A 20,067-nucleotide genomic window follows, 5' to 3' on the forward strand; every position below is an offset into this window, starting at 1 on the left:
ATGCTTCGGGCTTTTCTTGCTTTACAGTAGGATAGGAGGACGATATTATCTAAAATCACAAATGGATTATCTAAAATTGCAAATATATACAGAGGTATTTCCCTACTTTTGTTGGGTTAACAAATAAGGGTAGTTGTACTAACTAAATATGTATGTTTATGAACTTACTTAGAAAAATATGGGGGATTGTAATAGCTGCTATAATCAGTTCGTGCCATTCGGGAACATTTGATACTATTTCTCCTGACGGAACCTTAAAGGTTGGTGTAGTGACAACAAAGGATGGCGATTATGGAAAAGCCGCTTTCGTTGTGCATTACAAGGGAGATAGTATTCTTTTTCGTTCCGAACTGGGATTGGAGACAGATGTTCAAAAGTTTGCCGGTAACTTAAGATTGAAATCAGTTTCAGAACCGAAATCCGTGATTGATGATTATAAGATGATTACGGGAAAACGGAGCCATTGTGTGAACGAGGCTTCCGAACGGGTTTATTCTCTGGAAAACGATGAAGGGCAAATTTTGGAGGTAACGTTTAGGGTGTACAACGATGGAATTGCATTTAAGTATGGACTTAAAGCTATTTCGGATGAAGAACATATCATCAATGAATATACGGCGTACGCTTTGCCGAAAGGGAGTAAAAGATGGATACAACAATATGATCCGGGTTATGAAAAGTTTTTCCCGTTGTCTACTGACGGTAAGCTTGCCAACCGTCCGGAGGTTGATCTTTGGGGATATCCGGCGCTTATAGAGCCACGGGATTCTGTGTTTGTGTTGATTACGGAGGCCAATATCAGACGGGGGCATTGTGGCTCTTTTCTGTATAATGGGGATAATCGCGATAATTATCAGGTACGACTGGCTGATAAAAAACTTGCTTTCAGTGGTGTGTGGGAGTCTCCATGGCGATTGCTTATTGCTGGCTCTTTAGCTGATATTACTGAGTCTACACTGGTGACGGATGTATCTGACCCTTCTAAGGTGGAGGATACGGAATGGATAAAACCCGGAATGGTGTCATGGATTTATTGGGCGCACAACCACGGTTCCAAGGATTATCAGATAGTGAAAGAATACATCGACCTGGCCACCCGCATGAAGTGGCCCTATGACCTGATTGACTGGGAATGGGATGAAATGGGCAATGGAGGCAACCTTCAGGATGCCGTGAAGTATGCTTTGGAACAGGGTATTAAACCCTTGCTATGGTATAATTCGAGTACAAGCTGGCTTGGTCCCGGCCCTTTATACCGGCTGAATAAGAAAGAAGACCGGGAGAAGGAATATAAATGGCTGAGTGACATGGGAGTTGCCGGTATCAAAGTAGACTTCTTCACGGGCGATAGTGTTGCCACCATGAACTATTATATGGATTTGCTGGAGGATGCGGTGAAGTACAAGCTGATGCTTAACTTCCATGGTGCCACCATCCCTCGCGGCTGGCAACGCACATATCCCCACCTGATGTCGGTGGAAGGGGTGTATGGTGCCGAGTGGTATAACAATAATCCGATACTGACCAACCGGGCGGCCGAACATAATGCCACGTTGCCTTTCACAAGAAACGTTGTAGGGCCGATGGACTATACTCCGGGAACTTTTTCCGATTCACAGCATCCGCATATCACATCGCACGGGCATGAACTTGCGTTACCCGTGATTTTCGAATCGGCTTTGCAGCACATGCCCGACAGGCCTTCGGTTTATGATAACTTGCCGGAAGCAGTAAAACATCTTCTGTCTGAGTTACCCACTGCCTGGGATGATACGAAACTTTTGGCCGGTTATCCTGGAGTAGAAGTTGTCATGGCACGGCGCAGAGGGGATGTATGGTATATTGCAGGTATTAATGGGACTAATGAACCGAGGACGCTCCGTGCACCTCTGGCGGCTATTCCAGTAAATGGAAAGCAAGTGTCTTTGTTCAAGGACGGCACTGATGACAGAAGCTTTGCTATTGAAGAAAATATTCCCTTGTCGGACGAAGAAACCGGTTTAGAGATAAAGTGTTTACCACGCGGTGGTTTTGTAGCTGTAATAAGATGATGAAAACAAAATATTGGAGGCTTTTGCCCGTTATATGTCTCGCGTTTCAGGCACACGCTCAGCAATTGCCTGATTGGGAAAATCCGAACGTGATAGGAATCAATAAAGAAGAGTATCATGCCACGTTGACGCTTCCTTCCGGGAAGGCTGCATGTGACGAGATTGTATCATTGAATGGAACATGGAAGTTCATGTGGTCTGCTGACCCGGAAAAGCGCCCGGCTGATTTCTATAAGAGTGATTTCGATGTTAGCGGATGGGACAATATCGCCGTACCCGGCACCTGGCAATTGCAGGGGTATGGGAAACCTATCTATACTAACTGGACTTATCCTTTTAAGAAAGATCAGCCAAGGGTGACGGGAGAGCCGCCGAGGCATTTCTTCAGTTATGAAAACCGTAATCCGGTAGGCTCTTATGTGACTACGTTTGATGTTTCGGAAGAAATGAAAGGTAAGCGGTTGTACCTGCATTTCGAAGGGGTGAAGTCTGCCATGTATGTATGGGTAAACGGGGAAAAGGTAGGATATAGTGAAAACTCCATGGCTCCGGCTGAGTTTGACGTTACCCGATATGTGAATGAAGGGCAAAACCGTTTGGCAGTGGAAGTCTACCGTTGGTCTGACGGAAGTTATCTGGAAGATCAGGATATGTGGCGTTTCAGTGGAATTTATCGCCCGGTAGAGCTGTGGGTTCGTCCTGAGACTCATATAAAAGACTATTCGTTTGCCACTGAGTTGTCGGATGACTTCTCGTCGGCAGACTTTAAGGCGAGAATCTGGCTGCGGAATTCATCGGAACATAAATCCGGCAAGTTGAACCTTGAAATGATATTGAAGGGCAAAAACAGACGGGGAGAGAAAGTGACGAAAAGGCTGACCGCTCCCGTAAAGAATTTGCCGTCTTCATCCGTCGAGTGTTATTCTTTATCCTTTGTATTGGAAAATCCGGAGCTATGGTCGGCAGAGAAACCCAATTTATATGATATTGAGATAAGACTTTACGACGGAAAGCAGGTGGTTGAAGAGTTATACTCACATTGGGGAATATGGAAGTGCGAAATTGAGGGGAACACTTTCAAGTTTAATGGTAAGCCCGTTAAACTGAAGGGAGTGAATCGGCACGAGCATCATCCCCGTACCGGCAGGTTGGTGGATAGGGAAACCATGGAAAAGGACTTGAAGCTGATGAAACAAGCTAACATCAATATGATCCGTACTTCGCACTACCCTAACAGTCCGTTGTTTTATGAACTGTGTGACAGATATGGTTTCTATGTGATGGATGAGGCTAATCAGGAAAGTCACGATTATGGTTTAGGCAATAAAATCCTTGGTGATAACCCGGAATGGATGTCAGCACATGTGGACAGGGCTCTTGCACTGGTACAACGTGACAAGAACCATCCTTGTGTGGTTTTCTGGTCTTTGGGCAATGAAGGAGGTGCCGGTTGTAATATGAAAGCCATGGCAGATACGATACGCGCCATAGATGCTTCACGCATTATTTTCTGTGATACCGATCTTTCTGTGTCGGCTTTTAACGACCCCTCTTACTATACTCCCGGAAAGCTTAAAGAGTATGCCCGTGAAAAGCGTGATAAACCCATCTTTATGCGTGAGTATGCCCATGCCATGGGAAATTCAGTAGGTAATTTGCAGGAGTATTGGGATGTCATTGAGGCTAATGCTCACATTGCAGGTGCCGCTATCTGGGATTGGGTTGACCAGGGAATTGCAAAGAGAATAAATCCGAGATATGAAAAGGAAGTGGAGAATTCGGGTTCTTTGTTATTGAAGAAAGGTGAATTCTGGGCTTATGGAGGAGATTTCGGAGATTTCCCCAATAACGGGAACTTCTGTTTCAATGGTTTGATTGGAGCTGACCGTGTTCCTCATCCGCACTACTATCAGGTTCAGAAAGTATATCAGAATATTGGTTTTTCACTCGAAGCTCCTAACAAGGTACGTCTCACCAATAAGTATGAGTTCACGGCTTTGGATGAGTTCGATTATGAGTATGAGTGGTTGCAGAACGGTGAGCTTGTGAAGTCGGGCAAGGCATCTATTGTAGCCGGAGAATATTTGGATATTCCCTCTTTCGCAGGGACGGGTGAACTTTTCCTGAATGTGTTTGCCAGACTGAGACAGGGTACGTGCTGGGCCGAGAAAGGTTTTACTGTTAGTAAGGAGCAATTCCAGGTGAATGTAAGCAAGCCGGAACTGATTGCCTCAGAGGGGGGAAATGTTGAAGTGAATGCGTCTTTGTCCGCTATTGAAGTAATGGCTGGTTCGGATTGCTTTGTAATTGATGCGAAATCCGGTGCTCTGGCAAGTTGGAAGAATGGTGGAACGGAACTTCTTTATGCTCCTTTGGAACCTTATTTCTGGAAACCGGCGAATGACAACCAGATGAACAATGGGTATAATAACCGCTTGGGAGCATGGAGGAATGCTGCTGCCGAACGTGTGGTTGAACATATTGATTATTCTGTAAAGAACGGGCTGGCTGTAGTAGAAGCGGATATGTCATTGCCTGTAGTAGGTGCTGCTTACCGGTTGCGCTATACCATAAACGGAAGTGGAAAGATACAGGTAGAAGCTTTCTATCAACCGGAAAAAGAAAAAATCCCATTGATGCCTAAGTTCGGAATGAGAATGCGTTTGCCCTCTTCTATGAATTATATCAAATGGTATGGCCGTGGCGAATTTGAAAACTATCCGGATAGGAAAACGGCGGCTTTTGTCGGTTACTATGCGGCGGATGTTGATAACTTTATCACAGATTATGCTTTTCCGCAAGATAATGCAAACAGGTGTGATGTTCGTTGGTTCTCACTGAATGAAAGGAGAGCCGGAAGATAAAGGTGGCAGGTTTGCAACCGCTCTGTTTTCGTGTGTGGCCTTATAGTGAGGAAGACTTGGAGAAGAACAGGCATGCTTATGAATTACCCGAGCGTGATTATCTGAATGTGAATATCGATTTGAATATCCATGGTGTGGGAGGGACTGATTCTTGGGGTGCAAGAACGTTGGATGAATATACAATTGATGGCAATCAGGCCTATTATTACGGCTATATAATGGAGTATTCTGATTGATAGTCGTTTATTTATCTAAAGTTGATACTCAAATATCTAAAATTAAAAAGGATACAAGTGACATACAGCTATTTTTGTATCACATAAAGTTTGGAATGTTTTAATCATAATCATTAAATATAATAAGTAACCATGAAATCAATTAAAAGTGTATTGATATTAATGGCGCTGTGTTGTTGTACTTCTCTTATAGGGCAAGATTATCAGCAGACTCCCGAGGGACTTAAGGCGACCGTTAATTCTGTAGATGTGGAGTTACAATTCTACACTCCGTCAATTGTAAGAATTCTGAAATCTCCTGATGGCTGGAAGTATGTGAAAGAGAGCCTCTCGGTAATAGAGGCTCCTCAAAAAGTGAAACCTGCCATTACCAGGGAAGGTAATACTGTTAGACTGAAAAGTAGTGAAATGGAGGTTACTCTTAATTTGGAGTCGGGCATTGTGGCTTTCTTCAATACTAAAGGAGAACCTTTGCTTAGTGAGAAAGGAAAGCCGGAGTTTACCGATTTCAATGATGCCGGAAATAAAACGTTCACAATCAAGCAATCGTTTATTTTAGATAAAGATGAGCCTCTTTATGGATTAGGGATTCTCCAGAATGGAAAAATGTCGCAACGCAATCAGACCAAGCACCTTGTACAGGGCAATGTGGAGGACGTGGTTCCATTCGTACAGTCTGTGAAAGGATACGGCCTTTTTTGGGATAATTATTCGCCAACCAATTTTGCTGATAAACCGGAAGGAACCTCTTTCCAGTCCGAAGTGGGAGATTGCATCGACTATTACTTTATGTATGGTGGAAATGCTGATGGTGTAGTTGCACAAATGCGTGCATTGACCGGACAGGTTCCCATGTTCCCCCTCTGGACTTACGGCTATTTCCAAAGCAAGGAACGCTATAAAAGTCAGGAAGAAACGGTGGGAGTGGTACGGAAATACCGTGAACTGGGTGTTCCTCTCGATGGAATCATTCAGGATTGGCAATACTGGGGACACAACTATTTGTGGAATGCCATGGACTTTAAGAACCCTTCGTTCAGCGATCCTAAAAAGATGATCGATGATGTGCATGGAATGAATGCGCATATGCTGATTTCTATCTGGTCCTCATTTGGACCGATGACCAAGCCTTACAGGGAACTGGACAAGAATGGCATGTTGTTTAACTTCTCCACATGGCCCCAATCGGGACTCGAAACTTGGCCGCCCAATATGGAATATCCTTCCGGAGTACGTGTATACGATGCCTATAACCCGAAAGCCCGTGATATTTATTGGAAATACCTGAATGAAGGTATCTTCAAATTAGGCATGGACGGCTGGTGGATGGATTCTACGGAACCCGACCACTTCGATTGGAAGCCGGAAGACTTTGATACAAAGACTTATCTGGGTTCGTTCCGCAAGGTGCGCAATGCTTATCCGCTGTTGACAGTGGGTGGAGTATATGATAATCAGCGTGCTGTAACTTCCGATAAACGCGTCTTTATTCTTACACGTTCCGTTTTTGCCGGGCAGCAACGTTACGGAGCCAATGTATGGTCGGGAGATATCGGCTCTTCCTGGGAGTCACTGCGCAATCAGATTCCGGCAGGCTTGAATTTTACTCTGACCGGAAATCCTAATTTCAATTCGGATATTGGTGGCTTCTTTGCCGGAAGCTATAATAGGGGCTGGAATGACGGAAGTGCACCCAAGAATCCGATGTATCAGGAACTGTATGTGCGTTGGTTGCAATTCGGTACGTTTACACCGATGATGCGTTCACATGGAGCTGATACACCGAGGGAGATTTATCAATTCGGGAAAAAAGGTGAACCGATATATGATGCTATTGAAAAAATGATTCATCTGCGCTATGCATTGTTGCCCTATATCTATTCCACTTCATGGGAAGTGACCGAACGGCAGTCGAGCTTTATGCGTGCGTTGGTGATGGACTTTGCGGCTGACAAGAAAGTATGGGATATAAAAGACCAATACATGTTCGGTAAATCCATTCTGGTAGCGCCGGTAGTTAATGCGCAATACACTCAGGAGAAGCTGGTAAAACTAAAAGAAAATGATGGCTGGGATAAGAATAATGTTAAGAAATTTGAGAATAAAGCTCCGGTAGACTTTATGCAGGCTAAGTCCGCAAAGGTATATTTGCCGGAAGGTGCTATCTGGTATGATTTCTGGACGAATGAAAAGTATGACGGCGGACAGGAAATAGAAAAGGAAACGACTATTGATGTCATTCCTTTGTATATCAAGGCAGGTAGTATCATCCCAATGGGACCTAAAGTGCAGTATGCAACAGAGAAACCATGGGATAATCTTGAATTGAAAGTATATGCCGGTGCTGATGGTTCTTTTGTTCTGTATGAGGATGAATTTGATAGTTATAATTATGAGTTGGGAGCATATACTGAAATCCCTATGACATGGAACAATGCTTCCCGCCAGTTGACCATTGGAGCACGGAAGGGGACATACGAAGGAATGTTGAAAAACAGAAAGTTTACTGTTGTACTTCAAGATGGAAGCCGGAAGGTTGTTGACTACAATGGGAAAAGAGTGAGTGTGAAATTTTAGTGCTATTTGGAAATATAGATTTTAAATACCAGAAACAATGAAGAAACTTATTTTGCCCGGGTTGACGGCAGCTATGTTGTTTATGGCTTCTCCTCAGGAGTGCCTGAATGCCCAGACTCCGATTATACAGACCAAATTTACTGCCGACCCTGCGCCAATGGTGCATAAGGGTACAGTATACCTTTATACTACCCATGATGAAGACTATGCTCCCGAAGGAATGGCAGGCTTCCGCATGAAAGAATGGTTGCTTTACACCAGCACCGATATGGTGAACTGGACGGATCATGGAACCATAGCCAACTTGTATAACTTTAAATGGGCTGACCCTGCCGTATCAGGTTGGGGAGGATTTGAGAATGGTGCCTGGGCTCCTCAGTGCATCGAGCGTAATGGTAAGTTCTATTTGTATTGTCCTGTGCAGGGACGAGGCATCGGTGTGCTGGTTGCTGATAATCCCTTTGGTCCTTTTACCGACCCTCTCGGAAAACCCTTGATCGGTGCCGAGTATGACAGTATTGACCCGAGTGTATTGATAGACGATGATGGACAGGCGTATCTATATTGGGGAAATCCTAATCTCTGGTATGTGAAACTGAATGAAGATATGATATCCTGTGCGGGGGAAATCACGAAAGATAAATTAATCCGGAAGATAGAAAATCAGAAAGACCCTTATCATTTCCAGGAGGGTCCTTGGGCATACAAGAAGAACGGGCACTATTATATGGCTTATGCAAGTACATGCTGTCCGGAAGGTATCGGTTATGCAATGGGCCCCGGACCGGTAGGCCCTTGGGAATTCAAGGGTTATATAATGAAGCCTAATGGGAAGTCCTCCGGAAATCATCCGGGCATCATTGATTATAAAGGTAAATCTTATGTGTTCGGGTTTAACTACCGTTTGAACTTCATGATAACCGACAAGCATCATGAACGCCGTTCCATATGTGTGGCCGAGTTGGAGTATAATCCCGATGGCACAATCAAGGAACTGCCCTGGTGGGATGACGGTGTTGCAGTTGAGCCTGTCGGCACATTGAATCCTTATAAGCGGACTGAGGCGGAAACAATGGCTTGGAGCCAGGGACTTAAGACCGCCAAGGACGATGAAAGCGGGATGTATGTTACTTCCATTCATAACAGGGACTTCCTTCAAGTGAAAGCGGTTGACTTCGGCAAAGGGGCAAAGACATTTGAAGTCCGTGCAGCTACGATAACCAAAGGAAAGATTGAAATCCGCTTGGATGACCTTAACGGTACATTGCTGGGGGTATGCGATATCAGTAATACCGGTGGCTGGAATACGTGGAAAACCTTTGTTACCGATGTGGAAAAGGTGGGTGGAGTTCACGATCTGTACCTCGTTTTTAGAGGAGGAGACGGAGAGATGTTCAACATGGACTATTGGAGATTCAAGTAGATGGCCGGGAAACCGCGTTAGAAATAAATCGTAAATAAATATATATCTGTATCATGAAAAAGATGATGTTGGCATGGCTGACTGTTGTTTCATTACTGATGGGGTGTTCCGGTTCGGAAATGCCAGTGAAGGGAACGTTTCGTAATCCGGTGGTTTATGCCGATATACCGGACATATCCATTACACGTGCGGGAGAATACTACTACATGATAAGTACCACCATGCACCTGATGCCCGGCGGGCCTGTTATGAGATCAAAAGATCTGGTAAATTGGGAAACAGTGAGTTATGTCTTCGATAAGTTGACTGATAACTCAAAGTATGATTTGATTGGTGGAACTGTTTATGGGCGCGGACAATGGGCATCGTCCATACGCTATCATAACGGTAAGTTCTATGTATTGTTCTCACCAAACGATGTACCTTACCGGTCGTATATATTCACGGCGGACGATCCCGCCGGAAAGTGGGAACTATTGTCGAGAACGCAGCATTTCCATGATGCCTCTTTGTTTTTTGATGATGACGGACGGGTATATGTATTCTATGGAACCGGTGAGCTGAAGGAATTGAAGAGTGACTTGTCGGATGTGAAGCCCGATGGAGTCAGTATGAAGATATTCGAGCGGGATGCTGACGAACAGGGACTACTGGAAGGAAGCCAGGTTGTGAAGCATAACGGCAAGTACTATTTGTTGATGATCTCCATGGACTGGAGCATCCCCGGTCGGGTGCGCAGGGAAGTATGTTACCGTGCTGACACGATTACAGGACCTTATGAGAAAAAGGTTATCCTGGAACATGATTTTGACGGTTACGGAGGAGTAGGCCAAGGTTGTATTATTGACTCGGAAGAAGGAGACTGGTATGGGGTTATTTTTCAGGACCGCGGAGGAATAGGTCGGGTGCCTACTCTGATGCCCTGCCGTTGGGTGGATGGATGGCCGATGCTGGGAGATGAAAACGGTCATGTACCCTTGACGATGGAAAAAGAGATATATCCGACTGAAAATACCAAAGGAATACTTGGAAGTGATGACTTCAGCGATGAGAAGCTTTCACTCTACTGGCAATGGAATCATAATCCGGTAGATGATAAGTGGTCTTTGACGGAACGTCCGGGTTATCTGCGATTGAAGACCAGCCGGGTGGTTGATAACCTGTATTTAGCTCCGAATACGATTACGCAACGTATGGAAGGGCCGAAGTGCAGTGCTACCATTTCGCTTGATGTTTCTCATATGAAGGATGGGGATGTAGCCGGATTCAGCGCATTCAACGGACATTCCGGGCTTTTGTCAGTGGTGAAGGAAGGGGATGCAAAGCGTCTGGTTATGTCTACCAATGTCGTTAATTTTGATAGGACTCCCAATAAGGCAATAGCCAGTGTGGATATAGAAGAAAAAGAACAAGTCGAATTTAATCAGGATGTCATTTATCTGCGTATAGAAGGCGACTTCATGCCGAAACGCGATATTGCTACTTTCTATTATAGTTTGGATAATAAGGGATGGAAAAAGATAGGAACGGATTTCAAAATGCGCTTTGATTATACAAGGCTCTTTATGGGAAGCAAGTTTGCTATCTTCAACTATGCAACGAAGTCGCTGGGAGGTTATGTCGACGTTGATTACTTTGACTATGAGAGAGCTAATGATAGAGTAACTATTAATAAATAATATCCTGATATTCATGAAACACTTTTTAGTTATAGCAGCGTTATTAATTTGCGGTGCAATAAAAGCGGAAGAGAAACAAATTACAAGTCCCGATGGGAAAATATTGGTAACTATCTCCGATAAAAATGGGCAACCTTCATATAGCATCAGCTATAATGGTACTCCTTTCATTCATTCTTCTCCTTTGGGGCTTGTGACTAATGTCGGTGATTTTTCCCGGGATATGTCTTTGGGACAGAATGTCCGGTCGAACAAAATTGACGAGACCTATACATTGCCTAATATAAAGCAGAGCAATGTGCACTATGTGGCTACAGAAGCTGTATACCAGTTTAGCCAGCAAGATAAGGTTATTTTTGATGTTATATTTCGCGTAAGTGACCGGGATGTTGCTTTCAGATATAAAATGTATCCTCAGAAGAAGGCCTTGTCCTGCGTTGTGAAAGAGGAAATGACCGGTTTTGTGCTTCCTGAGGGGAGTACGACTTTCCTGTGTCCGCAGAGTAAACCTATGGGAGGATTTGCCCGCACTTCGCCCAGCTACGAAACTCCCTATAAAGCGGATGATTCCATGGGTAAAAATGGATGGGGTGAAGGATATACTTTCCCTTGCCTGTTCCGTAATGGTGACAAAGGATGGATACTTATTTCAGAAACGGGTGTGGATAGCAAATACTGTGGAAGCCGTTTGCTGGGACATGAAAATGGCCTGTATACAATCGGTTTTCCTCAAGAAGGTGAAATGAACGGAAACGGTACAACTGCACCCGGACTTGCATTGCCGGGAGAAACTCCCTGGCGGACGATAACTTTGGGCGAAACTTTAGCTCCGATTGTTGAAACAACGGTTTCTTTTGATGTTGTAAAGCCACTATATGCAGCGTCTGGCAAATATGAGTACGGCAGAGGTTCCTGGAGTTGGATTATCGGTATGGATGGAAGCACGAAGTATGAAGAGCAGTTGCGCTATATTGATTTCTCGGCGGCAATGGGTTATCAGTCTGTATTGGTAGATGCATTGTGGGATACGCAGATTGGATATGATAAGATTGAGCAGTTGGCTAAATATGGGGCGCAGAAAGGGGTAGGTCTCTATCTGTGGTATAACTCTAACGGATACTGGAATGATGCTCCACAATCACCCCGTGGCATTATGGACAATGTGATAGCCCGTCGTAAAGAAATGAAATGGATGCAAAGCATTGGAATACGTGGCATAAAGGTTGACTTCTTTGGTGGTGATAAGCAAGTTACCATGCAACTGTATGAAGATATTCTTGCTGATGCCAATGAATACGGGTTGCTGGTGATTTTCCACGGATGTACTTTGCCTCGCGGCTGGGAACGTATGTATCCTAACTATGCGTCGAGTGAAGCAGTATTGGCGAGTGAAAACCTGCATTTCTCTCAGGGAAGCTGTGACGCTGAGGCATTCAATGCCTGCCTGCATCCGTTTATCCGTAATACGGTGGGTAGCATGGACTTTGGGGGCAGTGCACTGAATAAATATTATAACTCAGATAATGCTCCGCGCGGAAGCCGGCGTATGACTTCTGACGTGTTTGCTTTGGCTACTGCAGTATTGTTTCAAAGTCCGGTGCAACATTTTGCCTTGGCTCCGAATAACCTGACGGATGCTCCGGAATGGGCGATAGGCTTCATGAAAGAAGTTCCTACCACATGGGATGAAGTACGCTTTATTGATGGCTATCCCGGAAAATACGTAGTTATGGCTCGCAGGCATGGAGATAAATGGTATATTGCAGGGGTTAATGCCCAGAAAGAAACTGTAAAACTGAAGATTGCCTTGCCGATGTTTATGCCTGGCAATCAGGTACGGGTATTCAGTGATAATGAAGAATTGCAAGGAAACGTAAAACAAGTAAAGGTAAATAAGAAACAGGAGTTACAATTGACAATGCCTTGCAATGGTGGAATATTAATTGTAGAATAATCAAACTAAAAAAGCAATATGGATAAAATGAAGTCTTTATTCTTCTCATCGCTATTGACGGTGGTGGCTACTTCGGGACTGGCACAGAACCCGATCATTCAGACAAATTATACGGCCGATCCGGCTCCGATGGTATATAACGATAAAGTATATCTTTATACTACCCATGATGAGGATAATTCCACCTGGTTTACGATGAACGACTGGCGATTGTATACCACGAGTGATATGGTGAACTGGACCGATCATGGGGCTGTTCTGTCATATACCGACTTCAGTTGGGCCAAAGGGGATGCCTGGGCTCCGCAATGTATCGAAAGAGGTGGAAAGTTCTATATGTATGTGCCTGTGATTTCGAGAATCAATAACAGAGGTGCTATTGGAGTGGCAGTGGCTGATAGTCCTTACGGCCCCTTCTATGATCCGCTTGGAAAGCCATTGGTTCAGAGTGAATGGGGAGATATTGACCCGACGGTTTTTATTGATGACGATGGACAAGCTTATATGTATTGGGGAAACCCGAATTTGTATTATGTGAAATTGAATGAAGATATGATTTCCTACAGCGGGGATATTGTACGTGTACCTTTAACTGCGGAATCGTTTGGAAAGCGTGAGGGTGACTCTCAGAGAGCTACTTTGTACGAGGAAGGTCCCTGGCTTTATAAACGGGATAAGAAATATTACCTATTCTGGCCGGGAGGTCCGCTACCCGAGCATATCGGATATTCTACCAGCGATAGCCCTACAGGACCGTGGAAATATGGCGGTACGGTAATGGCTGCCGGAGGCGGATCGTTTACAATCCATCCGGGAGTTATCGACTTCAGAGGCAAGACCTACTATTTTTATCATAACGGAAAGTTGCCCGGTGGTGGTGGTTTCAACCGTTCGGCATGTGTGGAAGAACTTAAATTCAACAAAGACGGCTCAATTCCTGAGGTGAAGATGACGGAAGGAATCACCAAGGGGCTTGTTACCTTGAATCCATATGTAAAGAATGAAGCGGAAACAATCGCTTTCTCCGAAGGTTTTAAATCTTTCAAGAACAATCAGGTGGGTGTCTTTGTAACAGCAATGAAGGATGGTAGTTATATCCGGGTTCGTGACGTGGACTTTGGAACAAACGGTGCAACGAAGTTCACTGCCAGACTCGGTACGACACACAATGACCCCGTGCGGCTTGAGGTGCGCCTGGGTGGTGTGGACGGAGAATTGGTGGGAACCATTAAAGTACCCCGGACAGGTGGCAGTGACCGTTGGGATTTGCGAACCATTGATATCTCGAAAGTGACCGGAGTACATGATCTATGTTTTGTGGTGAAGGGAAGACCGTCTACCAACCTTATGTATTTCGATTATTGGATGTTCTCTAAATAAATCAGCACTATATACTATGAAAACAGTATGGAAGAAGTGGAATCTGGCTGGGTTAATTGCGATGACTCTGTCTCTTTCCATATTTTTACTAAATGCAGCATGTGTTTCGGACGAAAAGAAAAATGTAGTTCTTGAACTGGAACAGGGTACACTTTCATTGATACCGCTAAATCGGAATGCTGTTCGGGTACAGTTCGCTCAATCAGGTTCAGTGCCTATGCAGGAACTTATCTATACGGAGAACTCTCCCGTTCCGGAGTATGAAGTTGCAGAAGATGATAAATCTCTGACTTTATCTCTGGAAGGGATTTCTGTGGAGTTTGATAAAGGCACGGAGGCGCTGACTTTTAAAGATGCGAATAAGCGTATCATTCTTCAGGAAAAAGTCGGAGGGCGCTTTATGGCAGCTTCTTCTGTTCAGGGAGAAGCTACATTCCAGGTGGAACAACACTTTGTATCTCCGAAAGATGAGTATATATACGGTACTGGTCAATTTCAGGATGGTTATCTCAATATCAGAGGCTTGTCGAGGAGGTTGACACAGGTCAATACACAGATTTCCATACCTTTTATTCTGTCAAACAAAGGTTATGGACTGTTGTGGAATAACTATGGATTGACGGATTTCAATCCGGCAGATGAATCTATTGAGTTGACTCCTGCGAGTGCAAGCGGTGAGGCCGTTACTGTCAATACTACAGGTACGAGCGGGAATGTAAGAGAAACCCGGCAGACATACTCGTTCACAGCCTCATTGGAAGTACCTCATTCCGGGCGTTATTCTTTGTTGTTGGATGTCGGACAACGGATGGCACGCAAGTACTATCTTGCTATCGATGGAGATAAGGTGTTTGATATCAATAATTTGTGGCTGCCTCCTACAACTTCTGCAATAGTGGAATTGAGTGCCGGAAAGCATGCCATAGAGGTGCAGGGTGAGCGTAATGATAAGCCTGTACTATATTGGCATCCTGTTTCCGAAGAAACCGTTTTTCGTTCACCGGTTGCCCAAACATTGGATTATACTGTTTTCGCCGGTAATGGAGATGAAGTTATTGCCAGTTACCGCGAGTTGACCGGACCTTCTCCCATGATGCCTTTATGGAGTTTGGGATATATACATTGCCGGGAACGGTACAATACTCAGGCGGAGTTATTGGAGAATGCCCGTGAGTTCAGGCAACGGAAGTTACCTATAGATATGATTGTTCAAGATTGGCAATATTGGGGAAAACATGGTTGGAATGCGATGCGGTTTGATGAAGACAGGTATCCTGATCCGGGGAAAATGCTTCAGGAGCTTCATGATATGGATATACGCCTGATGATTTCCGTCTGGTCTAAAATAGATACCCAGTCTGAAATAGGAAAGCAGGCAACAGAAAACGGATATTATATTCCGGGCAGTGACTGGATTGATTTCTTCAATGCTGATGCTGCGGCTTTTTACTGGCAGAACTTCCGTAACGGACTATTGAAATATGGCATCGATGCTTGGTGGCAGGATGCTACCGAGCCTGAAAATGACGACCTCCAGAACCGGCGTATAAATAACGGGCAGACACCGGGAGAGGTTTACCGGAATGTTTATCCGATGTATGTCAGTAAGACGATCTATGAAGGTTTGCGCAAAGATGCTCCTGACCGGAGGGCTATGATATTTACCCGTAGCGGCTTTTCCGGAATGCAGCGTTATGCGGCGGCCACATGGTCGGGAGACGTGGGACATGACTGGGAAACTCTGCGTCGGCAAATAGCCGGAGGGCTGGGGCAAATGGCAACAGGTCTGCCTTGGTGGACGTATGATGCCGGTGGTTTCTTCCGTCCGGGCAATCAATATACCAATACGGGGTATCATGAACAGTTTATCCGTTGGTTGCAGGCAGGAACATTTTTTCCATTAATGCGTGTACATGGTTACATGAGTAATACCGAACCATGGAGATATGGAGAGAAAGTTGAACGTATCGTTGCCCGTTATTTAGATTTGCGTTACAGACTTCTTCCCTATATTTATTCTCAAAATGCTGCGATTTCCTTTAAAGGTTCCACTTTAATGCGTCCGTTAGTAATGGATTTTCCGGAAGACTCCCGTGCATTGGAGCAAAAACATCAGTTTATGTTCGGACCTTCTGTTTTAGTCGCCCCGGTTGTGGAAGGTGGTATTAACCGGATGAAAGTGTATCTTCCTGAATGTCCGGCAGGTTGGATAGACTTCTGGAATGGTGCATCTTATAAAGGTGGACAAATGGTGGATGTGGATGTTGACCTTGAGAAAATACCTTTATTTGTGAAAGCCGGTTCTATATTACCACTGGGCCCTACGAAACAATCTACTTCTGAAGACACAGAAGAACCGTGGGAAATCCGTATTTATCCGGGTGCCAATGGCACTTATTCTGTTTATGAAGATGAAGGGAATAACTATAATTATGAAAAGGGCCAGTTCTGCACATTTGACTTAAATTGGAATGATACGGACAGAACTTTGACTATCAGTGACAGGAAGGGAAAATTCACTGGAATGAAAAAGAAAATAACCTTTAATGTCATAATGGTATCGTCACAATCCGGTACCGGAGTTTATCAGTCAACACCGGATAGAACTGTCACGTATTCAGGGAAATCTATGGTAGTTTCGTTATAATGGTTTTAATCAATTAAGAATGAATTTTAGAGTATGAAGAAGAATAAGATTTTGATAATTGCAAGTTTTGTATTAGCAGGTATCGTTACTGGGTGTAGTCAGCCACAGACTGTGTGGCTTGATGATCTGGACCTGACAGCTATGACCCAGGGACATGGAGTTGGTATGAAAAACAAATCGGTTGACGGTAAAACCCTGACAATCGGAGGACAGACGTTTGAACGTGGAGTAGGTACCCACTCTGTCAGCGAACTGGCAATTCAATTGGATGGTAAAGCAACATCATTTACGGCTCAGGTGGGTCTGGATGATGAGATTCTGGAACGTAAGCCGTCGGCTGAATTTATTGTAATCGGAGACGGGGAACAGCTATGGTCCAGCGGAGTTGTGAAAGCAGGAGATGCGGCTAAGCAATGCTCTGTTTCACTTGATGGCGTGAAAAGGCTTGAACTGATTGTTGCTGATGGCGGTGATGGTCCTTATTATGACCATGCCGATTGGGCAGATGCAAAAATAATTTCGAAAGGTAAGAAAAGCTTTCCTACACTGAAGTTTATAGCTACTGAGCCTTATATACTGACTCCTCCTGCTCCTGCGACACCAAGAATTAATGGCGCTTCTGTATTTGGAGTACGTCCCGGTTCTCCCTTCCTGTTTCAGGTAGCGGCAACTGGTGATCGTCCGATGGCATTTGCTGCAGCAGGCCTACCGGCAGGGTTGGAGATTAATCCGGAAACGGGTTTGATTACGGGTAAATTGACCGAACCCGGAACGTTTGAGGTGACTCTGCAGGTTAAAAACGATAAAGGAATGGCGGAGAAGAAGTTCCGCATTGAATGTGGCGACAGAATAGCTCTTACCCCGCCGATGGGCTGGAACAGTTGGAACTGCTTCGGGCACGAAGTTTCGGCCGAGAAAGTGAAGCAGGCGGCAAGAGCCATGGTAGAAAGCGGTTTGATTAATTACGGCTGGACTTATATCAATATAGATGACTCGTGGCAACATCACCGGGACCCCAATGACCGGACCAGAAGCGGAAAGTTTCGCGATGCCCGTGGTAACATCCTGACCAATGCCCAATTCCCTGACATGAAGGGATTGGCTGACTATATCCATTCACTTGGAATGAGGGTGGGTATTTATTCTTCACCCGGCCCGTGGACTTGCGGAGGCTGTGTAGGTAGCTATGGCTACGAGAAACAGGATGCCGACATGTATGCCAAATGGGGAATTGATTATTTGAAATACGACTGGTGCAGTTATGGAGGAGTACTCGACCGTGATTTGAAGAAAGATCCCTATAGCGTATCTTCTTTAGCTTTTCAAGGAGGCGGAGATTCGATTGCCGGTAGGAAACCGTTTAAAATCATGGGCGACTATTTACGCCAACAACCCCGTGATATTGTGTATAACCTGTGCCAATATGGTATGGGAGACGTCTGGGAATGGGGAGATGCTGTCGGAAGTCAGTGCTGGCGTACAACTAATGACATCACTGATACCTGGGAAAGTGTAAAAAGTATCGCTCTTGCCCAAGACAAGGCGGCAGCTTGGGCAAAACCGGGTAACTGGAATGATCCGGATATGCTGGTGGTTGGTATTGTAGGTTGGGGAAATCCTCTCCAAACCAAGCTTAAACCCGATGAACAATATCTTCACTTTAGTCTTTGGAGCTTGTTTTCTGCCCCCCTCCTGATAGGTTGCGACTTGGAAAAGATGGATGACTTCACTTTCAGTTTGTTGACTAATAATGAGGTTATTGCTGTCAATCAGGATCCTTTGGGCAAACAAGCTACGTGTGTACATGCCATAGGAGAACTACGTATTTATGTGAAGGAGTTGGAAGACGGCAGTAAAGCGGTGGGATTCTGTAATTTTGATCGTGAAAAGGCGGAGCTCTCTTTCCGGGATTTTGATAAACTGGGCATTACAGGTAAGCAGACTGTCCGTGACCTTTGGAGGCAAAAAGACATAAAAACACTGGATGCCGGACGGGAAGCATTGTCCCTGAATGTTCCGGCTCATGGTGTGCTGCTTTATAAGTTTAAACCAGTTCAATGAATCTATTAAATTATAACTTAGTTATTTTATTATGAAAAATGGTCTTTTGGCTTTTAGCTTATATCTGCTCTTGTCCGGTTTGGGCGGGAAAAGTAATGAAGTGAAATTTACTCCGGAAGGGAATCCGGTCGTTTTAAATAAGTTTACGGCTGATCCGGCACCGATGGTGCACAATGGCACGCTTTACCTCTATGTGGGCCATGATGAAGCGGAAGAAGGGCAGGACTTTAACATAACGGAGTGGTTATGCTATTCCACCAAAGATATGAAGACGTGGACAGATCATGGAAGTGTGCTTAAACCTACGGATTTCTCATGGGGTGTAGGCGAGGCATGGGCATCTCAAGTTGTGGAAAAAGACGGGAAATTCTATTATTATACAACAGTACAAGCGGGATCGCCGTACAATAGTAAAGTAGTGGGTGTTGCCGTTTCGGATAGCCCGACAGGACCTTTTGTCGACCCGCGGGGTACTCCGCTTGTGACGGATGATATGACTCCTAATGGACCGCGCGGATGGTGGAATGATATAGACCCGACGGTTTTTATAGATGATAACGGCACTCCCTGGATGAGTTGGGGTAACGGAACTTGTTTCTTGGTGAAACTTAAACCTAATATGATAGAACTGGATGGACCTATTGAAATACTTAAAATGCCGAAGTTTGTAGAGGGACCATGGATTCATAAACATGGGAATCTTTACTACCTGACATACGCTTCAATGGGTAAAGGGCGTGAGACGATAAGCTATGCGACGGCACCAAGTATGGAGGGACCGTGGACATATCGTGGACTTCTGACGGGAATGGCAGAGAACAGCTTTACCATACATCCGGGAATCATTGAATTCAAAGGTCAGAGTTATCTGTTCTATCATAATGCAACGCTTACCCTGAACGGAAAATCAGGAGCCACAGGCCGTAGAAGTGTTTGTGTCGATTATCTGTATTACTTGCCGGATGGGCGTATGGCGTATGTGGAACAAACCAAAGAAGGGGTTACTGTGAAACCGAAGACGACAGCGGAAGTAGCCGGAATGGTGAATCCATCTGCTGATGAGAAAGAAGTAATTGTAGAGAAAGAGATTATTAAGAACTGAGTTTCCCTTGATTTAATAGAAAAATAAGCTTTTTGTAGGTTATATTTGCGGTAACAATCGACCGGATGCATTTTCTTACGTATCATTAATAAA

At 44.7% G+C, this 20,067-nt stretch carries 11 protein-coding genes; all 11 read left to right on the forward strand.

Features of this window, described 5'->3' with window-relative positions; genetic code table 11:
- Positions 1–152 precede the first annotated feature (152 nt).
- The 11 genes from K6V21_RS05910 to K6V21_RS05955 all read left to right on the forward strand — a co-directional run bounded on the left by K6V21_RS05910 (position 153) and on the right by K6V21_RS05955 (position 19,974).
- Positions 153–2,051, forward strand: coding sequence for a glycoside hydrolase family 97 catalytic domain-containing protein (locus tag K6V21_RS05910; RefSeq protein WP_408912649.1), 1,899 nt, complete (start codon positions 153–155; stop codon positions 2,049–2,051).
- Entirely contained in the window at positions 2,048–4,915 is a 2,868-nt protein-coding gene (locus K6V21_RS05915; RefSeq protein WP_262903782.1) for a glycoside hydrolase family 2 TIM barrel-domain containing protein, read from the forward strand. The genes K6V21_RS05910 and K6V21_RS05915 overlap by 4 nt, the downstream gene beginning before the upstream one ends.
- A 2-nt stretch (positions 4,916–4,917) precedes the next feature.
- A complete protein-coding gene (locus K6V21_RS26660; RefSeq protein ID WP_258771286.1) occupies positions 4,918–5,151 on the forward strand; it encodes a hypothetical protein in 234 nt (77 codons plus the stop codon).
- A 132-nt stretch (positions 5,152–5,283) separates the two neighbouring features.
- Positions 5,284–7,728, forward strand: coding sequence for a TIM-barrel domain-containing protein (locus tag K6V21_RS05920; RefSeq protein WP_408912650.1), 2,445 nt, complete (start codon positions 5,284–5,286; stop codon positions 7,726–7,728).
- A gap of 37 nt (positions 7,729–7,765) precedes the next feature.
- Complete coding sequence (locus K6V21_RS05925) at positions 7,766–9,151, forward strand: glycoside hydrolase family 43 protein (RefSeq protein WP_224321215.1); 1,386 nt, start codon at positions 7,766–7,768, stop codon at positions 9,149–9,151.
- 53 nt (positions 9,152–9,204) lie between these two features.
- A complete protein-coding gene (locus K6V21_RS05930; protein ID WP_224321216.1) occupies positions 9,205–10,830 on the forward strand; it encodes a glycoside hydrolase 43 family protein in 1,626 nt (541 codons plus the stop codon).
- 13 nt (positions 10,831–10,843) lie between these two features.
- Entirely contained in the window at positions 10,844–12,784 is a 1,941-nt protein-coding gene (locus K6V21_RS05935; RefSeq protein WP_224321217.1) for a glycoside hydrolase family 97 protein, read from the forward strand.
- Positions 12,785–12,802: 18 nt separating this feature from the next.
- Entirely contained in the window at positions 12,803–14,164 is a 1,362-nt protein-coding gene (locus tag K6V21_RS05940) for a glycoside hydrolase family 43 protein (RefSeq protein WP_224321218.1), read from the forward strand.
- Between the two features lie 61 nt (positions 14,165–14,225).
- Positions 14,226–16,811, forward strand: coding sequence for a TIM-barrel domain-containing protein (locus K6V21_RS05945; protein ID WP_224322004.1), 2,586 nt, complete (start codon positions 14,226–14,228; stop codon positions 16,809–16,811).
- 33 nt (positions 16,812–16,844) lie between these two features.
- The gene (locus K6V21_RS05950; RefSeq protein ID WP_224321219.1) at positions 16,845–18,872 is read left to right on the forward strand and encodes an NPCBM/NEW2 domain-containing protein; all 2,028 of its coding nucleotides are present in this window, start codon (positions 16,845–16,847) and stop codon (positions 18,870–18,872) included.
- Positions 18,873–18,903: 31 nt separating this feature from the next.
- Positions 18,904–19,974, forward strand: coding sequence for a glycoside hydrolase family 43 protein (locus K6V21_RS05955; RefSeq protein WP_224321220.1), 1,071 nt, complete (start codon positions 18,904–18,906; stop codon positions 19,972–19,974).
- Positions 19,975–20,067: the final 93 nt, after the last annotated feature.

The sequence above is a fragment of the Bacteroides cellulosilyticus genome (assembly GCF_020091405.1).
In the GTDB taxonomy this organism is placed as follows: domain Bacteria; phylum Bacteroidota; class Bacteroidia; order Bacteroidales; family Bacteroidaceae; genus Bacteroides.

What these genes read in the sequence shown, in the direction of transcription:
- K6V21_RS05915 (WP_262903782.1), top strand. Translation starts at nt 2,048, where the DNA reads ATGATGAAAACAAAATATTGGAGGCTTTTGCCCGTTATATGTCTCGCG.
- K6V21_RS05945 (WP_224322004.1), top strand. Translation starts at nt 14,226, where the DNA reads ATGACTCTGTCTCTTTCCATATTTTTACTAAATGCAGCATGTGTTTCG.
- K6V21_RS05935 (WP_224321217.1), top strand. Translation starts at nt 10,844, where the DNA reads ATGAAACACTTTTTAGTTATAGCAGCGTTATTAATTTGCGGTGCAATA.
- K6V21_RS05940 (WP_224321218.1), top strand. Translation starts at nt 12,803, where the DNA reads ATGGATAAAATGAAGTCTTTATTCTTCTCATCGCTATTGACGGTGGTG.
- K6V21_RS05910 (WP_408912649.1), top strand. Translation starts at nt 153, where the DNA reads ATGTTTATGAACTTACTTAGAAAAATATGGGGGATTGTAATAGCTGCT.
- K6V21_RS05955 (WP_224321220.1), top strand. Translation starts at nt 18,904, where the DNA reads ATGAAAAATGGTCTTTTGGCTTTTAGCTTATATCTGCTCTTGTCCGGT.
- K6V21_RS05925 (WP_224321215.1), top strand. Translation starts at nt 7,766, where the DNA reads ATGAAGAAACTTATTTTGCCCGGGTTGACGGCAGCTATGTTGTTTATG.
- K6V21_RS05930 (WP_224321216.1), top strand. Translation starts at nt 9,205, where the DNA reads ATGAAAAAGATGATGTTGGCATGGCTGACTGTTGTTTCATTACTGATG.
- K6V21_RS05920 (WP_408912650.1), top strand. Translation starts at nt 5,284, where the DNA reads ATGAAATCAATTAAAAGTGTATTGATATTAATGGCGCTGTGTTGTTGT.
- K6V21_RS05950 (WP_224321219.1), top strand. Translation starts at nt 16,845, where the DNA reads ATGAAGAAGAATAAGATTTTGATAATTGCAAGTTTTGTATTAGCAGGT.